This window comes from Algoriphagus boritolerans DSM 17298 = JCM 18970 (genome assembly GCF_900108085.1).
GTDB lineage: Bacteria > Bacteroidota > Bacteroidia > Cytophagales > Cyclobacteriaceae > Algoriphagus > Algoriphagus boritolerans.
In genome coordinates this window covers 132,289-157,225 of the sequence record NZ_FNVR01000005.1, presented here as the reverse complement: position 1 = coordinate 157,225, position 24,937 = coordinate 132,289, and the positions used below count along the sequence as shown (strand labels likewise).

Here is a 24,937-nt window from a genome sequence, read left to right as displayed (position 1 = left end):
CTCACACTTTTGAGCCTGTTTTCAAAATGTATGGAGTACAGGCTCAAACCATTCAGTTCGAAGGCTAATAATTTGCAATTTCCCGTGTCAGGCATCGGTTCATTTGTTAACTTGATAGTCCTTAAATAAGGTAGTTATGCAAAAGATCTTCATATTATTCTTCGCACTTCTTTTTACAGGATCAGGTTTAGCATTAGCCCAAAAGCAGTCCAAGACCATCCAAATTGATGGAAAATCCCAACATTACCTGTTAACCGGAATTAAAAACCGGAAGCTTGGACAGCCTTTGATTATCATAGAGAGTGGTCTTGGTGCAAACTTGGAGCCTTGGGATCGAGTCATCAGTGAGCTTCCGGAGAACACACCGATTTTCGCCTATGATCGGGCAGGAAATGGTCAATCGGAAGCCTTCGATGAAATTCCCACGCCTGCAAACAGGACCAAGCAACTCAAAGCTTTACTTGATAAATTGGAATTGACCCCGCCCTATATTTTGGTGGGACAAGAATGGGGAGGGATTTTGATTAAGCACTTTGCTTCGACTTATCCTCAGGACATTGAAGCGATGATTTATATAGATCCTATCAATCGATCCATGCAAAAGCAAAAGATGGTTTCGCTGTTGGACAAAGCAGGATTACAAGGGGAAAGGATCGCTGCTGCCTATTTCAAAATCAAGGAAGATCAACTCAGGTATACTCCCCAGAGTATTCGGTCTGAGGCCAAAGTCATCCTGGATTTGGAGACAGGTGAAATTTCAAACACTACTTTATATGATTATCCTAGAATACCTTCGGTGATTATTGCTGGAGGAATGAAGTCGGAAATCATGTTCAATCCATCAAGCCCTCTGGCTGAAGAGTTCAAAGACTTAAATCTGATTTTGCAAGCTGATAGAATAGGTGAATTTACGCAGCAGACTATGGGAAATAGTAATTCTGAAATGGTGCTGGTTTCTCAATCTGCACAGTTTTTCACTCTTCAAGAGCCAGAAAAGCTGGCGTCCATCATTTCTTTGAGATATTTCAATAACCCTTCCAATAAAATAGGTCAAGCAGCGAAGCGATATTCACCGGAAGAATTTCGGGAATATTTGGATGGCTTGTTAGCTTACTTTCCAGAAAAAAAAATCCCAGAGTCCCTTATAAACGGATTAGGTTATGATCAACTTCGACGGGATCAACCAAAATATGCTTTAGTTTTATTTCAGTACAATGTGAATCGCTTTCCCGATTCTGCCAACGTCTATGACAGCATGGGAGATGGATTGGTTGCTTTGGGAAAAGTCAAAGAGGCGGTTCCCTATTTTGAAAAGGCAGTCGAACTGGGCGAAATGAGTAAACACCGGGATTTGGGGCTATTCAAAAAGAATTTGGCTAGTGCGAAGGAGCTAAAGTGAGGTTGTAAAATGACTTTTCCAAAGTTCCAAACTTTGGAAAAGTTTCACGAATTTCCTATCGCAGAATTTGTAATTCTCTGTGGTCAAGTAAATGTATTCAACTATAGAAATAATTGTATTTGGTGATCAGTGAAGAGATTGGACACTCACTTTGGAAAAAAGATTCAAAACTTCGAAAAATGGTTTCATTTAGAAGATTTTTATCAGGAGTTTTTATTTTTTTGATTCAAACAACATGTTTTAGGACACGAACGGCTTTGTAAAAAAATAACATCATTAGTAGAATTTTCAGGATTGAAATCGAACAAATAATTTTTTTATAATTTTTTTAATAAAAACTTGTTCGGTATCAGGTTAATTATTTAATTCCATCCATTCTTTAAAACAACTTACTTTAAACTTTATGAGAGTATCTACCCCCCCCCATTCAAGATCGAATGGAATTTGGTAACAAGAGGGAAAAGAATTTTCCCTGTTCTATTGTCCGGAGTGCTGCTTTTTTCATGCAGTGATTTTGAATCAGCTCCAGAAAATCTAATGGCTTTGGAAGCTCAGGCTAAAAAATCCGGTTTGGATCCCAAAGAGCCTGGATTAACATTTGCAGCCGCTTTAGCCAACGGTCTAAAGAACGAAAATATTCGTGAATTTATCTTCGACAAGACTCAAGAGCAATTTGACGGGGATTTCAATTTTCTGTACTACACTGAAAAGAATCAATCGCTTGGAGGTCCAAATTCCAAATCGCTTACATTTTCAGAAGCAATTTTTGGAGACCAGTCTTATTTTAGATCCACTGAATCCAGCTGGGAATTTGATCCGCTGATGCAGGTCGCACTGAGAGGAAATGATGATCAACTCCTTGCCATGGAAGATGTTGATCCCAATACTCCGGTTCTTTACATTTCACCAAATCAAGATTTGAAAACCAACCCGATTGTACCGGTAATTAATTCTGCCGGAGAAGTATCTGAATGGGATATTCGCGTAGTACCTGAATAACCTGTATTGGTAATTAGTCAAAATGAGCGATTAGTTAAGGTTCCCAAAAATTCAAATGCAAGGATAGCTGTGGAGGAGCCATGTCTGCAAGAGGCAACACCCTATTTCAGCGACGGCACAAATGATTACTACTTTTATACCGATTCATTTTGCGGGGGAGGTGGAATTGGTGGTATTCCAGGTGGCGGATCTGGTGGAGGTACTATAGGATGTGATCGCGATTCAAACACTAAATCGGATCATGTAAATCAGATTAAGTTTGAAAGTATGGATGCCTTTGATTATGCCGAGCCATGGATAGATGGTACACCTGAATTATATTTTTTCGTTCTCACTGGGTCCGGACAAGCACATTTACAGTAACTTAGAAAAAATGTTACAGAGGTAGATAGGAGTCAGTGGAAGGATTGTGGATTATTTAGTTGTGTTCCTGAATGGCATTTTGTCGATATCGATTTATTTCATTGGGAGAGGCCATTATTTGCAGAAGTAATCAAGTTTCAATGGTTTGAACGTGATGGAGGTAATCCCTTTACTTTTAAAACAGGAACAACAATACCAAATCCTGCAGGAGGAACTTTAACTTCAGAAATATCATTGACAATCAGTGATAATGATGATAATCTTGGAGATGCAATTGTAAATTATTGTGATTTAGCAAGCTTTTCTAATTTCAAAATTCATTCAACTTCTACAGTACTTTTTGGATTAAGATTAGATGATTAAGAAGTTAATTTTATTCATTCTATTTGTTCTTCCTAGTCTCAGTTATTCTCAAAAATTTAGAGTAGGAATAGGTTTGGTCGGTGAGGTGGCGTATAATATTTCTGAAGTTTCGGTAGGAGGTCTTTCCATCTATGAGGGAAATCAAAAGAATAAGGATTCCCGATTGTCTCCATATCTGGGCTATGAACAATATTTATCTGATCGGTTTACAGCTTCTATTGGGATTCAATATTATCAAAGCTTCACAAGTCTTCAGGTAAAAGTTCCATTTCCTGATTTTCCAGCAATGCCTTATTCCATAAAAGGCCGAACTGTCTCCCATCGGAATTTTGAATTTCCTCTTGAAGTCACTTACGATCTTTTCGAGACTGGAAGAATAAAATGGAAGCTCAGAGGAGGATTGGTGCCTGTTTGGAGCTCCTCAAGGTCAACGAGACTGACAGAGGTGCCGCAGGGCCCTGACTGGTCTCAGGAGGTAGTCGACGCCTTAAATGCTGCGGAAACTATCCCAAAATCCTTTTTCATGAATTACCAATATGGATTGGGGTTGGGATATGGAAGATTTGAATTTAGTCTTTTTCAAAGCACTAATCTTGGCAGATCAATCAGTGACGGATACACTATTTATGGTAGTACTTATTCTTTCGATAGGCGAATTCGATCTACAAGGATTGGGGTTTACTATTCTTTTGGACTGAAAAAGAAAGATAAGGAATAGAAGCCTGGGTTAAACTTATGTGAAGACCTGAAGCATCCTTGGCTTCAGGTCTTTTGTTTGGTTTATCAGCTTCCGCTATTCGAGATTTGTAATCTCGAGACTTCGATCATTGGAATTAAAATCCGAAAACCCCTTGAAACCCACCTTAACTTAAATGTCACTTTTTGTAAAAGTATTACTAAATAGGTTAAAAGTTCGACCCCCTTCGGGGTCGGGATTGAGTTCATCATATTAATTTCCACGGGTTGCACCCGCGGTTATTGAAAAGTTTGATCCCTTCGGGATCGTTACTTTTCTAAATTTGGTGGCTCTTCGAGATTTGCAATCTCGAATCTCCTATCGCAGAATTTGTAATCCGAAAATTTTAAAAATCAGATTATAGCAAAATCGAAAAGATTGCTTCGGGATCGATAGATTAAAAAAAGAATTCAAAACCAAAATGATCCCTCGCAGTGACGCCTTAACTCAACACACCAACTTGAACCCATATCCCCGCACATTCAGAATCTGAATGGTTGGGTCGTCCTGGAGTTTTTTGCGGAGGGTGGTGATGAATTCGTCCATGCTGCGGGTGTGGAAAAAGGCGTCTGAATCTTCAGGGAAAACCATAAAAAACCTATTTTTAGTTTTAAATCGATGATAACTAAGCAAAAACCCAATACAGGCTGAGATTTATGGACAAATTGTCAAAAAAGTTGGCTCTCAAAATCTTAAAGAAAGTATTTCTTCGGAATGGCTATGTGAGAATAAAAGATAGTTCAAGGATTGAGGAATCCAAAACTCAAAAATATAAAAAGGGCTACGAAGTAAGGCTTGTGGCTAAAGATGAAGCCGAGTTAGCGCGAATACGGGTTGCAATCTTTTCTTTGGACCTTTATGTAGCCAAATCATTCCTCAAAGGAAATCAAATGGTACAACCCATCTATGGCGAGGAAATTACCAGAAAATTTGAGAAGATAAAACGTAAGAGTACTGGCTAAGCTAACGCTGCTATTCCACTCCTCCAGATTTGAAATCTCGAATCTCTTATCATATGATTCGCAATCCGAGAATATACCCGCTATTCGAAATTTGCAATTTCGAATTTCCTACCGTAGGATTTGTAATCCGATAAAACTCTCAACACACCAACTTTAACCCATATCCCCGCACATTCAGGATATGAAGATTCGGGTCGTCTTGGAGTTTATTTCCGACCTAGGGAAAAATTTTCATTTAATCTGTCAAGTTTAACATCCCCATTTTTTTACATATCCTGGAGAGAAAGGGCAAGGTACTCTTTAGTGTAGCCTAGTAAAAAGCTATCGAGGGCATTAGACTTCTCTTTAAGTTCTAATAAATTGATTTTGGCTTTGTTCAATTTAATTTCTGCAAAAACTACTCGTTTTTCGATTTCATTTATGGCCACAATATCAATTTCATTTTGATTTTTCTTGTCCCAAAAGGTTCCTATTTCAGAAAATTGCATGCTTAGCTTCAGCTTTTCTATAAAATATCGCTCAAGCATTTTGCCGGAGAAAGTGGAATAATCGCGTCTCACCAATTTTTCGACGTATTGAAAATTCCCGATTTCTACCGCACTTCGGTTTTTGTATATAAATCGAAACCAGAAGCTTAAAAAGTTGTCAGCTATTTCATATTTGATTTGTCGGCTTCCTGATTTAGCAAAAATCGGTTTTATTTTTTTAATGATGCTGAAATCATTTTCAAGCCGATCCAAATATCCTCCAACTCCCATTTCGAGGATTGATTCGATTTCTGGTCTGGAGGTTTTGGATGAAGCGATTAGGGAAAGAATAGAGAAATAAGTTGCATAATCTTTTCCAAATTCCTCAATCAATACATTTTTTCCTTCCTCTAGGAAAAATGAATTCTCACGGAAAATGCTCTTCAGGATATCGTCTAAAGCAAAGCTTTGGTTTTGAACAAAGCTCTCGACGTACTTTGCTACGCCGCCCGTAAAAGTGTAGAAATTGAGTAAATCTCCCCCGGAAAAGGTAGGGTAATTATCTGTCAAAATCTCCTTAAGTGTGGCCACATCGAAGGGTCCCACATTGATTTTGGACGTTGCTCTGGAAAAAAGCGGCTCTTTTGAGTTTTCAAAGATTTGGTTCATCATCGAATAAATCGAACCGCAAAAGATTAAATTGATTTTGCTTTTTCCCTTTTTGGAATCCCAAATGTTCTGGATGTCACTAAAAATTGAAGGATTGATGTTTAAGAATTCTTGAAATTCATCTAAGATCAGCGTAAAGCTTCTTGATTCAGAAAGCTCCATGATCCAGGCAAAAAGGTCTTTGATTTTTGTGATTTGGCCGAATGAATTCACTTGGAGTGTATCCTTAATTGTCTCGACAAATTCTTCACATAGCAGTATTTCACTTTTTCGGGACACAAAAAGATAGACAGACAGGTTTTCCTCGCTATCCTTTTTGAGTAGACTTGTTTTACCAATCCTTCTCCTGCCTACCATAACAGTCATTTGCGCATTTTGAAGAGATCGTTCTCTGATACGCTGTAGCTCTGACAGTTCCTGTTCTCTATTGTAAAACCGCATCATTTTATAACTGATTTTTTTTGGTCAGATAGCCTGTCCCGATCTTTATCGGGAGAATGCCCCTGATATTCATCCCCCTGTGTGAGAATCAGTTCTCATGGGCATTTCACCTGTTTATAATTTATTTTTCAATGGTCAGATAGCCTGTCCCGATTTTTCTTCGGGAGAATCTCGCATGGTTTATAATCATCCCTCTGTGTGACTTTTTAGTCATGCCCGATTTCATTACTATTTATTGTACTGCAAATTACTGTAACGCACAGTACAATAAAAAATATTCAGCAAAGGTTTTCGCCCTGCTATTCGAGATTTGCTATCTCGAATTCCTGTACAAGGATTTATAATTCGAAAATTTTAAAAATCAGATTATAGTAAAATCGAAAAGATTGCTTCGGGATCGATAGATTGAAAAAGCGTTGAAACCCTAAATGATCCCTGCCAATGACGCCTTAACTCAACACACCAACTTAAACCCATATCCCCGTACATTCAGAATCTGGATATTCGGGTCGTCTTGGAGTTTTTTGCGGAGCTTGGTAATAAAGACGTCCATACTTCGGGCATTGAAAAAGTCGTCCGAACCCCAGATTTGGGTTAGAATTCGCGTGCGATCCGTGATGTCATTCGCATTTTCCAAAAGAATCTGAAGCAGTTGGGATTCTCGGGAAGTGAGCGGATGCTCGCTTTCTCCCAGTTTTAGCAATTGTCGGGTGGGGTGGAATTCATACTTGCCCAAGACGATCCAGTCGCTTTGGCTCTGCCGGATTCGGATCTTGTCCAGATGGGATTTGATGCGGACGATCAGTTCTTCCATGCTGAAAGGCTTACGCACGTAATCATTGGCACCCAAGCCGAAGCCTTTGACCACGTCTTCGGTTTGGCTTTTGGATGTCAGGAAAATAATCGGCGTGTAAGGATCGATTTTTCGGATCTCGGCAGCGAGCGAAAATCCGTCTTTTTTTGGCATCATCACGTCCAAAACCAGCACATCCGGCTTTTGTGATTGATAACTTTCCCATGCTTTTTGTCCGTCTCCACATAGCCGAACTTTGAAATCCCGGCTTTCCAGACTTTCCTGAATGATCGTGCCCAAAGCCAATTCATCTTCGGCGAGAATCACGTTGATTTTGCTCATGGCCAGTAGGTGATAAAGGTGGTGGAATTTTTCCCTGCTTCCAGCTCGATTTTTCCTTCGTGCTTTTCCAGGATCTTTTTCACATAATAAAGTCCGATTCCAAAGCCTTTCACATCATGGAGATCTCCTTTTGGAATTCGATAAAACTGCTCAAAGACCCGGGCCTTTTGCTCCGAAGGGATATTTCCGCCATTGTCATGAATGCGGACTTTGTTCATGCCTTTTTGGTCCAGGCAGATTCGGATTTCGTTTCCTCCATACTTTATTGCATTATCAATCAGGTTGGAAAGCGCATTTTCGAAGTGAAAGGGATCTGCGAAAATGGTCTTGCAATGAGCGGGCATAATCAAGTCGATCTTCTTCTCCGGCGCCAAAGTCTGGAATTTCTGGACGAGCTGCCGCAAAAGTATTTCGGGTTCGATGGTCTCTTTCTTCAAAACCAACTGATCGGAATCCAATGTGGCAGTTTCCAGAAGTTTCTCTACCATCTGATTCAATTTGAACATCTGGTTTTTGGAAATCCCCAAATAGCGACTGGTTTTGGAAGGATCATTCTCAGGATTGAATTGCTGGATTCCCTCAATAGCCGATAGCGTGGTAGCGATCGGAGTTTTGAATTCGTGGGTGATGTTGGCGATCAGGTCCTGCTTGATTTCGGCGATTTCCTTTTGGTTTTTGATCGTTTGGTAGAGGTAGTAGAAGGCGTAAGCTATGATACTTAGGAATAGGAGGGAAGTGAGGATTTCGAAGATTCCCCTTCTTAGGATGGTCAGGGAAATATTTTCAAAGTACAGTTCCAAAGCCTGTCCGGGAGGTAAAAATGTGGATCTGGAAATGGTCATAAATGGCATATTCGGCTTTTCGATACCGGGATTTTCCTGTGGAGGATTGGCCTCTCCCAATCGGGGAATCCTTCGATTGACCTGGATGAGCTGATAATTGATGTCAATTTTCCTTCGATCCAGTTCGGCCTGGAGGAATTCTTTGATTTTGTCAAAATCCAGACTGTCGCGGGTAATGGAAATTATGATTTTGCTTGTTAGCGTTTGAAGTTGATTGATACTATCTGCCTGATCTTTTCCAAAAAAAACGAGAAGTTCATTTTTTCGATCCACGGCACTTCTTCGGGTGGAATCCAAAAGTGTTAGCCCTGAAGCCGTGTCCCTTGTAATCTCATTCCAAAAAAATGAATCGAAGCCGCCCTTTTCAGCCTTTTCCAAGGTTTCAAAGATTCTTTTACTTTGTCCTACACGATCCAAAAAACCACCTACACTGTCAAGGCGATTGACTTTGATTTCAGTGATTCTATTTTTTCCTGACAAACTATCCCCTCCAAAAATTGAATGATTTCCGGAAAAATCCGTCAAAGCAATAACATCCGTTTTGGCCAATTCGGCAAAATAGCTTTCCACCGCATTTTCTAAACTTTGCTGAATATCCATGACCAATTGGCGCTGGATAATCCGAAACTGAGAATACATCCGCCAAGCCTGCACGCCAATGCTCAACAGCAGGGTGAGTCCGATCAGAAATCCTATTCGCTTGAATTGCAGCTTTTTCACAGCGCTAAATTAGGGGCTTATGTGAAAGCGAAAAACTGGGGTTAACACACGTTAACAGTGCTTAACGCTTTTGAAGTTTTCCTTTGGATTGGTTTGTACCCGACAATTTATCCCAAACCAAAATCCAATTAAGCGATGAAAACCAGACTTTTGATTCTCCTTTCCTTATTCCTCGTTCTTGTTGATGAGGCAGAATCCCAGCAGCTTTCCGGCCGGGCTTATTACAAAGCCTCTAATCAGATTATGATCAGAATTGACAGCGCCGATATGAGTCCGGAAGAAATTGCTGATGCCCATGAAATGATGAAGAAACCCTGGCAGCGGGATTTTGTCCTTTCTTTTACCCAAACTGAATCTAACTGGAAGCAAATGGAAACGCTGGAAAATGGCTCAAGTCCTTCAGCCTCCGATGGAATGACTGTCAATCTCTCCGGAACAGGGGACGAAATCCTCTATAAAAACCTCGTGGATCAAAGTTATGTTCAGGAGCAGGAGTTTATGGGCAAGGAGTTTTTGATCCACGACGGCTTGGTTCCACGCCAGTGGGAACTGAGTGCAGAGACGAAAAAGATCGGTGAATACACGGCTCAGAAGGCAAGCTACATGGAGCTGGTGGATGCGATGCACTTTTCGGCAGAAATGACTGAAATGGAAAATGTCAAAGATACAATCCAGGTCACCGTCTGGTTTACTACCGAAATTCCCGTGGCTCATGGTCCGGAAAACTACTTCGGATTGCCGGGTTTGATCTTGGAGGTGCACAATGGCGGCAGAAGCTTCTATTGTGAAAAAATCGAACTCAATCCTGTGGCTGAACCCGTGGAAATCGAAAAGCCCAAACAGGGAAAAGTGGTCAGTCAGGGAGAGTTTCAGTTGATCCAGGAAGAAAGTATCCAGCAGATGCAAAATCGATATCAGGGCAAGCCTGGTGAGGGAAGTAAAGTCCGGATTGGAGGATAGTGATTTGAGGCAAGAAGCTAGAAGCAAGAATCTAGATTTTAGTATCAAGAAAGGCAAAATTGAAGGCCTCAGACTAAACTTTTGCAAGCTTAAAATTCAAAGTTAACACACGTTAACAGTGCTTAACGCTTGGACTCATTTCCTTTTTATTGGTTTGTCGCATGCTAGTCAACAGTCAACAGTCAACAGTCGACCGACGACAGCCGATATTGCCAAATAGTTAAACTTATTCCCATTTTCAATTGAATAGTTTCAGACACCTAACCCAATCAAATTATGAAAGCTAAAATCCTATTACTCGTTTCGATTTTTTTCCTGAGTGTGACGGTTCCTCAGGCCATTGCCCAGGGACTCACAGGAAGAGCGTACTATAAGTCGTCCTCACAAATCAAAATCTCTATGGATTCTACCAAAATGGCACCGGAGCAGATGGCTGAAATCCAAGCCCAGCTCAAAAAGCAGATGGATCGGGATTACATCCTGTCGTTCACCCAAACTGAATCCAATTGGAAGCAAGCGGAATCGCTCGGTGGAGGCCCGGCTACAGCATCCTCAGGCGGGATGACCATGGTGATCAATACCGGAAGTCAGGATAAGATTCTCTATAGAAATCTAGCCGATCAGTCCTTTGCTCGGGAAGAAGAAGTGATGGGCAAAGAGTTTCTGATTAAAGACACGCTGGAGCCCAGCGAATGGGAACTCACCGGGGAAACCAAAAAAATAGGCAATTACACCGCCCAGAAGGCAATTTATACCCGCATTATCGACTCCCAACGCTTCTCCACAGGGATGACTGAAATGGAAAATGTCAAAGACACGATCCGTGTGACGGCCTGGTTCACGCCAGAAATTCCGGTATCTCATGGGCCGGAAAGTTACTTTGGTCTTCCGGGATTGATATTGGAAGTTCAAAATCAGGGAAGAACACTGATCTGCGAAAAGATCGAACTGAATCCTTCAACAAACCCCGTGAAAATTGAGCAACCCAAAAAAGGGAAGGTGGTCAATAGGGAAGAGTTTCGTGCGATGCAGGAAGAAAGTATGAAGCAGATGATGAATCAATACCAGGGCAAGCCGGGTGAGGGGAATCAGTTTACGATACGGATAGGGAATTGATCTTGAGTACCAAGTACGATGTACAAAGTACGGCGGATAGTGTCAGGCTGAGCGGAGTCGAAGCCAATTCAATTTACTAATTACGAGGCAGTTCGAAGTGTCGGTGCCATCTCGGAGTACAAACCTCACGATTTGAAAAGGGCTGAAAAGAGTTGGCCTCTCTTCACAAATCGGAACTTTACCACATTACAACTTTTGAACTTTCCAGCCTTCCAACCAAAAAAAACTAAACCAACTATGCCTTTTTACTGCCGGATTCTGGTCTTCCTTGGCTTTTTCGTGATTTCCTTTTCTTCTTTCTCCCAAACCAAGCCCCTGATCGGACAGGTCTTGGATAGCCTAAACAGGCCCATTGCCTACGCCAATGTGGTGGCCATTAATCAAAGCACCCAAAAAATCGGCGGCTTTGGCATAACCAATGATGAGGGAAGATTTAAAGTGACTTTGGTGCCGGGATCAGCTTACTTGCTACGCGTTTCTTTTGTGGGCTATCAGCAATTCGAAAGGCTGATTACCGAATGGGATTCTGAAGTCCAAATGCAGATAGTATTGAAGCAAAGCGATACCGAGTTGGGTCTGGTGGAAGTAGTCTCAGAGATGCCAGTAACTATGAAGGGAGACACGCTCACCTACAAGACGGATGCTTTTACTACGGGCAATGAGCGCAAACTGGAAGATGTCCTGGAAAAGCTTCCGGGATTTCAGATCGATGATAATGGAGATGTAAAAGTGCAGGGTAAAAAAGTGGACAAAGTCATGGTAGACGGAAAAACTTTCTTTGACGGCGACACCAAGCTTGCCACCAAAAACCTCCCCGCCAATGCCGTGGATCGGGTTCAGGTACTAAAAAACTTCAACGAAATCTCTCCAATCCGGGGACTCGATAATGACGAAACTCTGGCGCTGAATATCCAGCTCAAAGACGGGAAAAAGAACATGGTTTTCGGTGACCTGACTGCCGGGGCAGGACCTCAGGAACGGTTTTTGGGACACGCCAATGTGTTCTATTATGCTCCAAAATTAAATCTCAACCTGATCGGTGGCTCTAATAACGTTGGGGAACAAACCTTCACCCTTCAGGATTATTTTCGCTTTAGTGGCGGCATGGCAGGACTTGGAGGGCGGACAGGTTCCCGGGTTTCGCTTGCATCAGATGATCTGGGCATTCCCATGGCGAGCAGAGATAATGCTGCCTCTCTGGAGACGCACCTTGGCGCATTCAATTTTAACTACAATCCTAGCAAGAATTGGCGACATTCAGGATTCCTGATCGGCTCAAGTTCGGATAATCGACTCGGGAGTTCCTCATTTCGCACCTATCTCAATTCCGGGGAAAACAATCAGGAATTGCTGACTTCCGCCAGCCGGGTAGAAAACAAATCAGGCTTGCTCAAATATGCACTCACATTCACCCCAAAGGAAGAAACTTATTTTAAATACAGCTTTTTTGGAAAGCTGGCCGATATCCAAAACGGGAATCTGTTGAATTCCAACTTCGGGCAAATCGATCAAAATCTGGCAACGCTCCAAACCCGAACTCCTTACAGTTTCCAACAAAAAGCAGAATGGTACCATGCCCCAAGTGAGAAGCGGGTCTATTCCATGGAGGTCAATTGGGAAAAGAAATTTCAGGATCCGTTGTATGATTTGAGCTCTAATCAAAAGCCGTTTGTAGGGCTGTTTCCTGTTATGAATCAAGAAAGCTATCAGTTCCTTCAGCAGCAGGAGATTCATACGCAGACACTTGAGGGAGCTTTCAACTACTACCAAATCCTGAATGCTACCAATCACCTGAATTGGTCATTGGGTCATCAGAATATTTCTCAAAGTATGTTTGGGAGATTGGATCAAATGGATTCAGATCAGGTTTTTGAGGAATTTCAAAATGATGCGGACTTTGGTTTTCAGGATATTTATTTGGGAATGACCTATAAGACCAAGTGGAAAAAAATGATCATCAGTCCATCGGTTTTCCTGCATCGGTATGCTTGGCAGGATCAGCAGTTTGGAAATGAATTAACCCATGATAAAGTGATCGCTTTGCCTGGGTTTTATTCCAAATGGAATATCAAATCGACCAAATCTTTGACTTATCGATTTCAGACAGAGGCTAATTTCATGGATATCCAAAAGCTTGCACAAGGGTTGGTTATACAGGATTACAACTCGATTTTTCAGGGTAACCGGATGCTGGAAAATGGACTTTTTACTACGCATACTTTCAATTACAATCATTTCGATATGTTTTCCGGGCTGAATTTCTTTGGGAATGTCAACTGGCAGCGCAAGCGGGACGAGATCATTACGACGACGGATTTTGCAGGAATCAACCGTCTGCTCTCCGCTTTGAATGTAGAGCCAGTCAACGAAACGCTCAATGGTGATTTGAGAGTGGATAAGCGGTACAATCGGTTCAAACTTGCCGCCGGGGGGCGCTGGAATGCTTTCACGACCAATTTGGTGTTGGATGAAAGACTGATCCGAAACGAGCAGTTTTCGCAGACCTATGATTTCAAGGTTACCGCTACGTTTTTCAAAGTATTGGAAGTGGATTTGGGCTATGCTTTCACAGCTAATAATTATAATTCCGGTGCGCTGAGCAATACCTTCTCCACCCATAGTCCAGAGGTTGAAATCGACTTGGACATCTACAAAGGCTTGAAGTTGAATGCAGATTACACTTACAATTCTTACCTCAATCAGGCAAGTGGTGTGCGAAGTGATTTTGAATTTTTGAATGCCTTTCTCAGCTATCAGGAAGAAAAGAGCCCTTGGGAATTCCGGCTTTCTGTATGGAATATCTTGGACACTAGGTCAATTCGAAGAGACAGTTTCAGTGAAAACCTGATCAGTACCTTCTCCTACTTGGTGCAGCCGAGGTATGGAATGCTGACGTTGAAGTATGATTTGTAGGATAAGGTGGTAGGTGGGAGATTGGTTTCAGGTTGTTGAACATCAAAATTAATACATTAAAAGCTAAATACAGTAAATCAATAAAAGCTAAATATAATGAGTCAATAAAAGCTAAAAAATATACAACATTAAAAGCTAAATGTTACCTTTGGAAAAAAAGGTAGCGCAATGGCAAGCCCTTCAGAAAAACTCGCAGATTCGTTGGCTGTCCTGAGGGATTTACAAGGATTGGGAAGAATTGCAATAAAGTCATCCGACTTGACTAGAACTCATCGGGAAAGGCTCGTGAAAACAGGTTTTCTTAAAGAGGTGATTCGAGGCTGGTATATTCCTGCCAGACCTGATGAGACCGCAGGAGAAAGCACATCTTGGTTCACCTCTTTTTGGGATTTTATAGCAGCTTATCTGAATGAAAGATTTGGTGATAAATGGAGCTTGTCGCCGGAACAGTCTGTTGTCTTTCATGCAGGGAATCTGACCGTGCCCCGACAGCTTCTTGTCCGCTCATCGCAGGCACGAAATCAGATCACAACACTTCCCTTTGAAACCTCAATTTTTGAAACTAGAGCCAGCATAGCTGGTTCTGAAGAACTTCAAGTTGAAAGTAATGGGTTGAGAATGTTTTCTTTGGCTCCGGCATTGATTTACAGCTCGGAGCCTTTCTTTCGAAACAACCCCACTGAGGCGCGGACGGCCTTGGCAACCTTTAGAGATGCGTCTGAGCTATTGCGAATTCTGCTAGCTGGCGGACAAAGTGTCGTTGCTGGACGTATTGCAGGAGCTTTCAGTAATATTGGGCGGGATAAAATTGCAGAAGATATCCTATCTGGGATGCGCTCAGCGGGATACCAAGTCAAAACAAATGACCCATTTATTGCCCCAAGCCCAATTTCTATACTTTCACGGCAGGTCTCTCCCTATGTGAACAGACTCCGGCTAATGTGGCAAACCATGCGGGAGCCTATTTTAGAAGATTTTCCTGCAGCACCTGGGTTACCTGAGAATATCAATGGGTATCTCCAGCTGGTTTCTGACAATTTCGTTAACGATGCTTATAATTCACTATCTATTGAAGGTTACCGAGTTTCTGCGGATTTGATAGAAAGAGTGCGAAGTGGGCAGTGGCAACCAGAATATGCTGATAGTGATCGGCAGCAGCGAGATGCACTTGCTGCGAGAGGTTATTGGCAGGCCTTTATGGAGGTAAAAAAGGCTGTAGAGCGAGTATTGATGGGAGAAAACTCCGGGACAGTTGCGGATGAGGTACACCAAAACTGGTACAGAGAGCTATTTGCTCCCAGTGTAACGGCGGGCATAATTAAGGCTTCGGATTTGGCGGGATACCGAAACCAACCCGTTTACATCAGGCGTTCCAAACATGTACCACCGAATATTGATGCAGTCAAAGACCTGATGCCCGTATATTTTGATCTATTGGCAAATGAATCAAGTCCTGCGGTAAGAGCTGTTTTAGGTCATTTTATGTTCGTCTATATCCATCCCTATATAGATGGGAATGGACGTTTGGGAAGGTTCTTGATGAACTTGTTTCTTGCTTCAGGTGGATATCCTTGGACTGTAGTTCCGATGGTCCGAAGGGAAGCGTATTTAAGCGCTCTGGAATCCGGCAGCGCGGAGCAAAATATCCGACCATTCGCAGTTTTTTTGGCCAGTTTGATTAAGCAATAGACCCAAACGAATTAAAATAATTTGCTCTAAAAAGCGAAAATGAGGCTGTCTCAAAACTACGTATTATCACATGGAGCAGCTTGTCCGCCGTGGCGGAAAGTCAAAATATGATCAAATTCACTAGAAAGAGACTTCGACTCCAGGCCCACTGAGCGAAGTCGAAGTGTCAGGCTGACACTGCTAGACCTTCTGAGACTGCCTCCTAACCCAATAAACTTAGAGGATACTGGCGCACTGTAAAATAAAAAAGGCCTGAGATTTCTCTCAAACCTAATTTTTCAATTTTAAAATCTTCCGATTTTTCAATCAAATAATCGCAACCAACTTCACATCCAGATTAACTTCATCATAGATCATTCGATCACCCAGATTTTCAAAGAAATTTCCTGAACGGAATTTGATGTCGTAGTGGGTTCTGTCAAATTTGATGGTTCCTGTAGCTGTCATTTTATTACCGGCTACAGCTACTTTGGCAGGGAAGGTTACCGGTTTGGTGATTCCTTTGATCGTCAAGTCTCCGGTGATGGTATAATCGGTAGCGTTGGTAGCCTTGACATCGGTAATTTTGAAGGTAGAAGTATTGAATTTTTCAACAGAGAAAAAGTCGTCAGACTTCAGGTGATTGGTCAAGTTGCCTTTGGATTTTTCATCTGTCAAATCTTCTACTGTAAGATTGACCATGTCCATATCGAAGGATCCACCAGTAATTTTACCTCCATTTACATCAAGTGAGGCGTTTTTGATCGGAACATAGCCCCAATGTTCGCCGGTTACTTTGGCGGCTTTCCAAGTGACTTGGCTTTCGGTTTTGTTTACTGTAGCGGGAGCAAAATTTTCATTGGCAGTGAAAAACGTCCCGTAGGCAAGAATTAGAGCGGCGATCAATTTCATAAGATAATGGTTTGGTTTGATGAGTTTTGTTTTAGCTTCTTTACTAGGTTTGACCTTTTCCAAGACAAATTGTTTAACGGACAATCCCTTTAAGGTTGGTGATTTATGACGAGTGGCTGTTTTTCCTGATTAAGCCTTGTTTATAAGGGGTCAAAAAACCAAAAGTTATCAAATTCAGCCTGATACAATTTCAATCAGAATCAATTGTAAATCAAGATTTTGCCAATAAGCCATACTCCACTTTCCCATGTCCATCCGGCGTAGTGTAGAAAGGTCGCTTTTCGATTTCATAATTTTTATCGGGAGGAATTCCCAAAGCATGATAAATTGTCTGGTGAATGCTGTCTATTTTGATCGGATTCTCGATGGTTTTGCAGGGGCGTTCGTCAGCGGTTTTTCCAAATACATGCCCTCGCTTGATTCCTCCTCCAAACATCAGGATCGAACATCCATCGGTAAAATGACGGTGCATGCCGTAGTTTTTCAGGTCTTCGATGATATCGGGTACTTCCACTTGGTCCAAGACTTTCAAGTCCGGTCGTCCTTCCGTGAGCATATCCCTGCTGAATTCACTGGCTACGATGACCAACGTGCGCTCCAGTTTGCCGCTTTCATCCAAATCCTTAATCAATTGTGCAATCGGAGCATCGATCATTTTCTTCATATCCTTCAACCGAGTGTGGCCGTTGTCATGGGTATCCCAGCCCAAAAATGGTTCGTACTCTGTTGTAACCGTGATATAACGAGCTCCCTGATCTAACAGCCTTCTGGCCAAAAGGCAGCCCAAACCAAACCTTCCTCCCGTATCATATTTTGCATAGCTTTCTTTGGGTTCCTGACTGAGGTCAAAAGCCTTGGCCTCCGGGGAATTAAGCAGCATGTAAGCCTGCTCCATGGATCTTTTTAGGGATTCTCTTTGGTAATCCGAGCCAAATTCCCCCATTGGCCCAGCAGAAATTAAATCTTTGTACAACTGATTTCTGGATTCAAATCGCTTACTGTCCATCCCCACCGGAGGTCGGACGGCATCCAGGCCAGTGGTAGGATCGGGAATCAGAAAAGGACCAAATTCAGATCCTAGAAAACCGGCACTGTGAAAAGCCTTCAGTTCTTCACCTTCGCCGACCGTAAACCGCTGACCGATATTGATAAAGGGTGGAATTACCGGATTGAGTGGGCCTTTTTCCTTGGCGATCCAGCTTCCCAAGTGTGGTACGACCACAGATTGAGGCGGTTCGTAGCAAGTGTGAAAGTGATACTGATGTCTGGTGTGGAGAATGTGCCCCAAGTCAGCCGCCTGATAGGATCGGATGAGGGTGCCTTTGTCCATCACGGAAGCAATATTTTCCAGTCCCTCGGAAAAGAAGATTCCATCCAGTTGGGTAGGGATGGTAGGGAAAGTGCTCAATATTTCCTTTGCTTCCATTCCCTTGCGGAAGGGAGTGTATTTCTTAGGATCAAACGTCTCCGTATGCGCCATTCCACCAGCCATAAAAAGCAAAATTACCGAATCCGCAGTACTTGGGATTTTGCTTTCGCAGCTAGAAAGCAAACCAGCCAATGGAGCTCCCATTCCCATGGTGGCAATGGCTGCTGCACTGGTTTTTTTGAGGAAATCACGTCGGGTTTGGATGAGTTTCATAAGTGATAATTCTTTATTCAGTGAATACAGAATTCAGAAATTTGTAACTGTTGTTACTAATGTGGGTTGGAAGACCGTTGACCGGGGACCGAAGGGTTTTCTTCCGTCTTCCAGCCAAGGAATTAAGAGGGATCTCCTTATTGGTTTTGAAGTATAGGTCTTAGTTATTCTCATTAATAAATCATTTGAAATTCTGGTAATAGAAACAAGGCCCAAAGAAAATCCTGAACTTCGGCTGTCTCTGGCTTCTCTCCAAAAACCTTTTTTGCAAGAGTCAGCTCCTTTTCGGTAGGTTTTCGCAAGAGCGCTTTTGCATAAAGTTCCATCGTAAGAGGAACTGTTTCAGGCAATGTTTCAATCCAGTTTTGAGCTCCTTTTTCCAAGGTTTGGTTTAGCCGTTCACCGTTGCTGAGTTCGAGTGCCTGAAGTAAACTGGCTTGCGAATCCCGGCTGGTTGACACAATTTCCCGGTTTGGTCGGCCGAGTGATTTTAGGAAGTCATTGTTTGCTACCAAGGATGCTCTGGCAAAGCCCAAATTACTTTTCGCTTCAGGGATTAGCTGGTAGGGCCAGAATTTAACTTCAGCAGAATCGAATAAAGGTGCTGAAATCACGCTGACAGCGTCAGAAAATTGCTCAGCTGTCAGTCGTCTTCGTATCATTCCTTCAAACTTGAAATCTTCAGCCAAAAGCAAATCAGGAGAAGCCAAAGGAATCGATTGACTTTGGTAAATTTTCGAGGAGGCGATCTGATTAATCAGGCGCTTAAGGTCGTAGCCATTTTCCACAAAATCCACCGCCAGCCAATCCAGCAAATCCTGACTCCAGGGCAAATTGTCCATCTCATCCACCGGCTCCACGATGCCTCTGCCCATTAGCTGCTTCCAGATTCGATTGACGACTGTTCGGTACATTCGACCGTTGGCAGGCTGGACAAGTTGATCGGCAAGTTGGCGTAGTTTTTCGGCTTTGGTGGCTAGAGAGTCAATTTCTCCCAGTTCTTCCCAGAGGATTTTGGTTTTGGCCAGTTTGCCGGTTGGCTGCTCACATCGACTGACTTCCAGCGTGGAGTCAGCAAAAATATTTGCGAAAGCATAGGCTTCCTCAAGCTTCCAATCACTGATGAAGCTATCGTGACAGGAGGCACATTTCAGATTCAAGCCCAGCAAGACCTGTCCCACGTTTTGGGCAGCTTGCATTTCAGTTCGCTGGGAGGCATTGACAGTCCCTCGCCAGCGGATGCCTTCGATAAATCCTTTGGACTTTTCATTGGGATTGAGCAATTCCTTGACAAATTGATCATAGGGTTTATTGTCGAGAATCGAAGTGTATAGCCAATCGGTGATGGCGAATCGGCCTCTGGTAATATAGCCCGTTCCGGTGTAGTCATTGCGCAGCGCATCATTCCAGAAGGTCAGCCAATGCTGTGCAAAGTCATCCTTTCGGTCGAGCAATTCCTGAATTCGGAGCGCTCTTTTGTCAGGATTTTGATCTTGCTCAAATGCCGCCAATTCTCCCGGTGAAGGTAAAAGTCCGATGATGTCCAGATAAACTCTTCGGAGAAAAGTCCGATCATCGATCGGTTGAGACCAGCTAAGCTGATTTTGTTGAAAATACTGATCTACCCAGCGATCGATTGGGTTTTCCAATCCAGGTTTTGATGCAGGTAGAACTGGATTTCTTGGTGCCAAAGCCGCCACCCGATAGATGGACTGCTGCGCTACACCATCCGGCCAGGGAGCTCCTTTTTCCACCCAAAGTGTGAGCAATTGAATTTCTTCTTTGCTGAGTAATTTGCCCTTTTTGGGCATTACCTCTTTGTGATTTTTGGATAGGGAAATTCGGCGGATCAGTTCACTTTCATCGGCATTTCCCGGAATGATTACTTTTCCATTTTCGCCTCCGGCAAATACAAATTCCTTTTCATCGAGACGAAGTTCACCTTCGATTTTAGCCCCGGAGTGGCATTTGTAACAATTGTGAGCGAGGATCGACCGGACATTGGTGACGAGTTGAATTTCTTTTTCCGGGGAAAGATCAGCAGCGAAAGTGGCCAGATCCACCGTTAAAGATTGAGGTGCTTCCTGTTCTGAGTTTCCGGGCAAAACTTCAGTAAGGTAATCTTCTCCATGCGTCAAAGCCGCCCCAAAGTGCCCTGCTACACCAATGCCCATTCCTGTCAGAAAAAGGAAAAACCGAAAAGTCTTGATCGAGGAAGAACTTGGGTGTAGTTCACTTTTGCGCAGCAAAACCAATAGAAATAAGGAAAGTCCTGCACTAGTCAGACCGACTATTCGATGGAGGTCCAATGTGCTTCCGCTGATCCCTTCATTTTCGGCCAAAAGCCAGCCCATTCCTGCAGCGATAATCGCCGATAAAGCTCCTGAAAAAACCAAAAATCGGATGCCTGACCGAAACGAATGCCTGAAATTTCCCAAAGTAAATAGCTCCATAACAACAGCTACTAAGAGCAGCGCAATCGGAAAATGAACCAGCATCGGGTGGAGCCGTCCAAAAAGCTGGAGTAGCCAAAAGCCGCTTTCCGCCAGAATCAGCCCGGTTCCGGAGGTAAATGAAACTAGAAGGTGAAGATTAAGAAATTCAGACAAAGAAGAAATCATCGAGAATACATAGACTCGAAAAATATAAGGCTTTTGAGGCTAAAAACTGTCCTTTGAGTGGTGAAAAAACTGTTTTTCCATTTTTTGTTTGGGCTTTGTAGCGAAATGAGAAAGTTGTCCGTTCAGTCAATGACTAAAATTTTATGGTTTATGAGAAAGATCCTGTTTTTACCTGTTTTTCTATTCCTGCTTAGCGGTTGCTTGGATAAAAATGAATTTGCCTCTGTGCTCTCCACTGATCCGCTATCCAAAAAAGGGGAAATTTTCATCGCAGAGGATGGAGAGGAGTATTGGATGGGGTGCGAAAACTCCTATTGTTACGGATTTTCGGCAGGAGCTCCGGAAAGTACTAAAACACTTCAAAATCTAGCTATTCCTGCTAATCTTCCTGTTGCATTCGATTTGTCCGGTTTCTTGCCTGAGGTAGGAAATCAGGGTCGCCTGGGTTCCTGTACGGCTTGGGCTACTACCTATTATGGTCGAAGTTTACTTTTTAATTACAATGAGCGCAACGCCCGTACTCAGAGCATTCGCTTGAGTCCTTCCTACATTTATAATCAGATTACCCAAGGGGAATGTAAAGGGACTTCAATCGCAAGATCCCTCCAACTTTTAGTAGATGAAGGTGCCAGTGAATGGGAGGTCTTTCCCTATCAATCCACCGGATGTAATTTGCAACCCGACGCCGAACAGCGAGAAAACGCCAGTAACTTTAAGATGAAGGATTTCAAGCTTTTGAGTGGAGAAAATATGGTGGCTGAAGTAAAAACGCTGATCACTCTAGGCAATCCCGTCGTCGTGGCTATGGGTTTGGATCCTGAGTTCGGGAAAAAGGATGAGCTCGGTCTGAGTGCCTACCGGCCTCATCAAGTGGTGAAGGAAAAAATTTTTGGGGCCCACGCCATGCTCGTGGTAGGCTATTCTGATCAATATCAAGCGTTCAAGCTGGTGAATTCCTGGGGAGAAGGTTGGGGTGACGGTGGTTTTGTCTGGGTGGATTATGAAGCGTTTGAGAATGTTTTTGATCTCCAAAATCCCTTTCGGGTCTTGTGTCAGGCTATGGTCGTGATGAATTGATTGAAAGAAAGACCCCTTGACTTTTTTACCGTCAAGGGGAAATTGTGTTATTCAACTACTTTATTTTTGAATTCAATCTCCAAGATACTCATCAAAACTTCTTCTCCTTTGGAGTCAGGATTTTTGAAGATGAAGTATAGATCCTGTATGCCTATGGTTGGTTGGATTTTCACTACGGCTCGATTGGCATTTTGTCTTACCCACTCGACCATGCTTACTCCCTGAGGTGGGCGGAATCCTCCGCCTTCTTTTCTGCCAATTTTTTCAGATTGACCGAGGAGTTCTCCGGTGGCCGAACCCAAGCGTATTTCTACAGACCCTCCGATGGCACCATTTCGCTCAGTGATGCTACTTAAGACATCGATTTGCTGGATGCCGGTGAGGTCGATTTGCTTTAGCGCAAACTGAGAATTATTTCCCGCCATCATGAAACTAACCCTTGGTGTGGTCAGGAGTTGAACGCCTTTTCTATCAACCGAAGTTTGAGGATCAATAAATGGATTTTTCAAAGCCACGAAATCAATGCCATTTAGCGATCCAATGGCACCCGAACCCTTGTCAGAATACGAAGCTCTGAGTAAGAAGCAGCCTTGACCGTTTTCTCCTTCAGGAATCACGGTGTTTACTTTTCCGCTCAGAGGCAATGAAGCGATATTGGCTCGGGTATCATCCATTGACAGGATGTAATCGACCATTCTTCTTGCATCCGCCTCGCTTAGCGATGGATGCGCGCTCATCCCGTGATCTCCCCAGACTCCCGAGCCACCATTGATAATTTTTCCCATGAGGTATTCGGTGTTTTCTTCGGAGTTCGGGTACTTTTCGGCTACTGCCATATAGCTTGGGCCGATGGATTTTTCATTGTATTGGTGGCAAGACTTGCAATCGCTTGCCTCGATCAGGTTTTTGCCCAGGTTCAAAATTGCGGCATTTTCGACTCCAGTTTGCTTCGAGGCAATCTCGATCGGATCAAATCCTGCCGGGACGTAATCGAAAGTCACAGCCACTTCCTCGGCTTTGATTTTTCCGTCTGCAAAGCTTCCGTCTTCCTTGTCAGCTACTGCGATTGAATATTCCAATTCGGATTGTCCAAACCAGAAACTGCGATTTATTTCTCCAATATCAATGGTAATTACCGGAGGCTCGTTGCCGGCTGTGACTTCCAATGAAGCTGAGTTTTTCTCCCCTTTGGTGTCGGTGACCGTGAGGTTTACAAGGTAAGTTCCGGCTTCAGAGAAGGTAAAACTTGGATTTGCTTCAGTCAAGGTCTGATCAAAGCCCGATCCGTTGGTGATTCTCCACTCAAAAGTCAGTTTTCCCTCGTCGTAGTCATCAAAGTCATTCGTGCCTTCAGATGTGAAATTGACAGTCAATGGAATAGCTCCCGCTGATTTGTCTGACGCTGCATTTACCTTGGGTTTTCGATTGCCTTTGTTGTATTCGATTTTGATCAAACGGGAATTGGCATTGCCTCGAAACCAAGCAGAGCCATATTCCAAAATATAAAGTGCTCCGTCAGGTCCGAAGTCCATATCGATTGCCGAGCTGAAGGTTTCATTAGGCAGAAACCGCTCCATGCTTTGGAAATCCCCGTTTTCGTCCATGGTCACCGCAAAAATCCATCCTCGCATGAAGTCCACAATCAGCCATTTTCCTTCGTAATAAGCAGGAAAAGTGAATGGAGCGTCTTTCCTGAAATCTGCCTTGCGGAACACCGGTCCGCCGGTAGCGCTTCTTCCTGAGCTTCCCAGTTGTGGAAAAACCTCAGATACGCCGTAAGGATAATAGATCATGGCAGGAACCACCGGAGTAGGCAGCTCTCTCAATCCCGTATTGTTTACCGATTCATTGACCGGGGCATTCACATCGTAAGGTGCCCCATAAGAGCTGTCTGCATGATTATGTCGGTTGTAGGGGAAATTATCACCGATAAAATAAGGCCAACCGAAGAATCCGGGCCCTTTTGCCTGATTGAATTCGTCGTAGCCCTTTGGTCCCCAGATGGAGTCAACCGATGCATCCGGACCGACTTCACCCCAATAGAGGTATCCGGTTTTGCTATCCAAAGTTGGCCTCCAAGGGTTTCGATGACCCATCGTGTAGATCTCAGGTCTGGTCTTCTCTGTGCCTACAGGGAAAAGATTCCCCTTAGGAATCGTATAGGTACCATCATCTTCAGGATGGATTCTCAGGATTTTTCCTCTCAAATCGTTGGTGTTTCCCGGAGCGCGCTGATCATCGGCATTTTCCATTCCCGGTCTTTCGTCCAGATTAGAGGAGCCTTCACGTGGGTTGACTGTATTGTTGCCGACGGTCAGGTAAAGATTTCCTTCTGCGTCAAACACCATTCCTCCACCGGTATGGCAGCATTCCTGTCGCTGGGTTGGGACTTCCAGAACTATTTTCTTCGAGGATTCGATGAGTTCGTTTCCTTTCAGCTCCCATCTCGCCAAAACGTGTTTGGTATCCGTAGGATCAGCATAGTACAGGTAGATCCAGTTGTTGATAGCATAGTCGGGATGAGCGATTACACCCATCATGCCTTCTTCCGCTTCACGGACCACACCTTGTTTGTTGGTGTATTTGGTGTTGACAGGGATGGTGGCTACCAAGGTAACTTCTCCGGTTTTTTCATCCAAAATCTTCACTCCACCCTTTCGCTCGACAAAAAGGATGCGGCTTTCCGGTAAAAAGGTCAATTCCATGGGCTCGTCCATTCCTTCGGTCAAAACGACTTTGGTAAAACGGTTGTCCTCAGGCTTGACTCCGGGATCGTCGTTTGATTTACAGGATAAAAATCCCAAGCATAGGAAAAGTGCTGAAATTCTATTCCATGGTAAACTGTTTAACATAGGCTTAAGAGATTAATGTAAATTTCTTTCAGGGGTATTATTTCTATTGTCTCAATTCTGAACAAAAGAATCTCCATTTC

At 43.2% G+C, this 24,937-nt stretch carries 17 protein-coding genes; 9 read left to right on the top strand and 8 right to left on the bottom strand.

Going from position 1 to position 24,937, the window contains the following annotated elements; genetic code table 11:
* The first annotated feature begins 136 nt into the window (after positions 1-136).
* The 4 genes from C4S61_RS07110 (at position 137) to C4S61_RS07095 (ending at position 3,842) form a co-directional block, all read left to right on the top strand.
* Positions 137-1,399: an alpha/beta fold hydrolase gene (locus C4S61_RS07110; RefSeq protein WP_103924091.1), complete on the top strand. Its 1,263-nt coding sequence runs from the start codon at positions 137-139 to the stop codon at positions 1,397-1,399.
* A gap of 537 nt (positions 1,400-1,936) precedes the next feature.
* Entirely contained in the window at positions 1,937-2,398 is a 462-nt protein-coding gene (locus tag C4S61_RS07105; RefSeq protein WP_146064361.1) for a hypothetical protein, read from the top strand.
* A gap of 69 nt (positions 2,399-2,467) precedes the next feature.
* Complete coding sequence (locus C4S61_RS07100; RefSeq protein ID WP_103924089.1) at positions 2,468-2,761, top strand: hypothetical protein; 294 nt, start codon at positions 2,468-2,470, stop codon at positions 2,759-2,761.
* Positions 2,762-3,116: 355 nt separating this feature from the next.
* A complete protein-coding gene (locus C4S61_RS07095; RefSeq protein WP_146064360.1) occupies positions 3,117-3,842 on the top strand; it encodes a hypothetical protein in 726 nt (241 codons plus the stop codon).
* 465 nt (positions 3,843-4,307) lie between these two features.
* Here the strand turns inward: C4S61_RS07095 and C4S61_RS07090 are convergent, their stop codons facing one another.
* From C4S61_RS07090 to C4S61_RS07070, 4 genes are all read right to left on the bottom strand, one after another.
* Positions 4,308-4,451, bottom strand: a complete 144-nt coding sequence (locus C4S61_RS07090) for a winged helix-turn-helix domain-containing protein (protein WP_103924087.1) — start codon at positions 4,449-4,451, stop codon at positions 4,308-4,310.
* 637 nt (positions 4,452-5,088) lie between these two features.
* Positions 5,089-6,402 carry an ATP-binding protein gene (locus C4S61_RS07080; RefSeq protein ID WP_235009847.1) on the bottom strand — a complete coding sequence of 438 codons (1,314 nt, stop codon included), beginning with the start codon at positions 6,400-6,402 and terminating at the stop codon, positions 5,089-5,091.
* 451 nt (positions 6,403-6,853) lie between these two features.
* On the bottom strand, positions 6,854-7,534 hold the full coding sequence (locus tag C4S61_RS07075) for a response regulator transcription factor (RefSeq protein ID WP_103924085.1): 681 nt from the start codon (positions 7,532-7,534) through the stop codon (positions 6,854-6,856).
* Positions 7,531-9,096: a sensor histidine kinase gene (locus C4S61_RS07070; RefSeq protein WP_103924084.1), complete on the bottom strand. Its 1,566-nt coding sequence runs from the start codon at positions 9,094-9,096 to the stop codon at positions 7,531-7,533. The genes C4S61_RS07075 and C4S61_RS07070 overlap by 4 nt, the downstream gene beginning before the upstream one ends.
* Before the next feature lie 135 nt (positions 9,097-9,231).
* Here C4S61_RS07070 and C4S61_RS07065 point away from each other — a divergent pair, with 135 nt between their 5' ends.
* From C4S61_RS07065 to C4S61_RS07050, 4 genes are all read left to right on the top strand, one after another.
* A complete protein-coding gene (locus C4S61_RS07065; RefSeq protein ID WP_103924083.1) occupies positions 9,232-10,056 on the top strand; it encodes a GLPGLI family protein in 825 nt (274 codons plus the stop codon).
* Between the two features lie 276 nt (positions 10,057-10,332).
* Positions 10,333-11,172, top strand: coding sequence for a GLPGLI family protein (locus C4S61_RS07060; RefSeq protein ID WP_103924082.1), 840 nt, complete (start codon positions 10,333-10,335; stop codon positions 11,170-11,172).
* A gap of 237 nt (positions 11,173-11,409) precedes the next feature.
* Complete coding sequence (locus C4S61_RS07055; protein WP_103924081.1) at positions 11,410-14,085, top strand: carboxypeptidase-like regulatory domain-containing protein; 2,676 nt, start codon at positions 11,410-11,412, stop codon at positions 14,083-14,085.
* 168 nt (positions 14,086-14,253) lie between these two features.
* Positions 14,254-15,774, top strand: coding sequence for a Fic family protein (locus C4S61_RS07050; RefSeq protein ID WP_103924080.1), 1,521 nt, complete (start codon positions 14,254-14,256; stop codon positions 15,772-15,774).
* 306 nt (positions 15,775-16,080) lie between these two features.
* Here C4S61_RS07050 and C4S61_RS07045 read toward each other — a convergent pair whose 3' ends face one another.
* The 3 genes from C4S61_RS07045 to C4S61_RS07035 form a co-directional block, all read right to left on the bottom strand.
* Positions 16,081-16,665, bottom strand: coding sequence for a YceI family protein (locus tag C4S61_RS07045; protein WP_103924079.1), 585 nt, complete (start codon positions 16,663-16,665; stop codon positions 16,081-16,083).
* A 211-nt stretch (positions 16,666-16,876) separates the two neighbouring features.
* Complete coding sequence (locus C4S61_RS07040) at positions 16,877-18,307, bottom strand: DUF1501 domain-containing protein (protein ID WP_103924078.1); 1,431 nt, start codon at positions 18,305-18,307, stop codon at positions 16,877-16,879.
* 173 nt (positions 18,308-18,480) lie between these two features.
* Positions 18,481-20,805, bottom strand: coding sequence for a DUF1549 domain-containing protein (locus C4S61_RS07035; RefSeq protein WP_235009866.1), 2,325 nt, complete (start codon positions 20,803-20,805; stop codon positions 18,481-18,483).
* A gap of 273 nt (positions 20,806-21,078) precedes the next feature.
* Between C4S61_RS07035 and C4S61_RS07030 the strand changes: the two genes are divergently transcribed.
* Entirely contained in the window at positions 21,079-22,005 is a 927-nt protein-coding gene (locus C4S61_RS07030) for a C1 family peptidase (protein WP_160111211.1), read from the top strand.
* Between the two features lie 47 nt (positions 22,006-22,052).
* Here C4S61_RS07030 and C4S61_RS07025 read toward each other — a convergent pair whose 3' ends face one another.
* The gene (locus tag C4S61_RS07025; RefSeq protein ID WP_103924075.1) at positions 22,053-24,857 is read right to left on the bottom strand and encodes a PQQ-dependent sugar dehydrogenase; all 2,805 of its coding nucleotides are present in this window, start codon (positions 24,855-24,857) and stop codon (positions 22,053-22,055) included.
* Positions 24,858-24,937 lie beyond the last annotated feature (80 nt).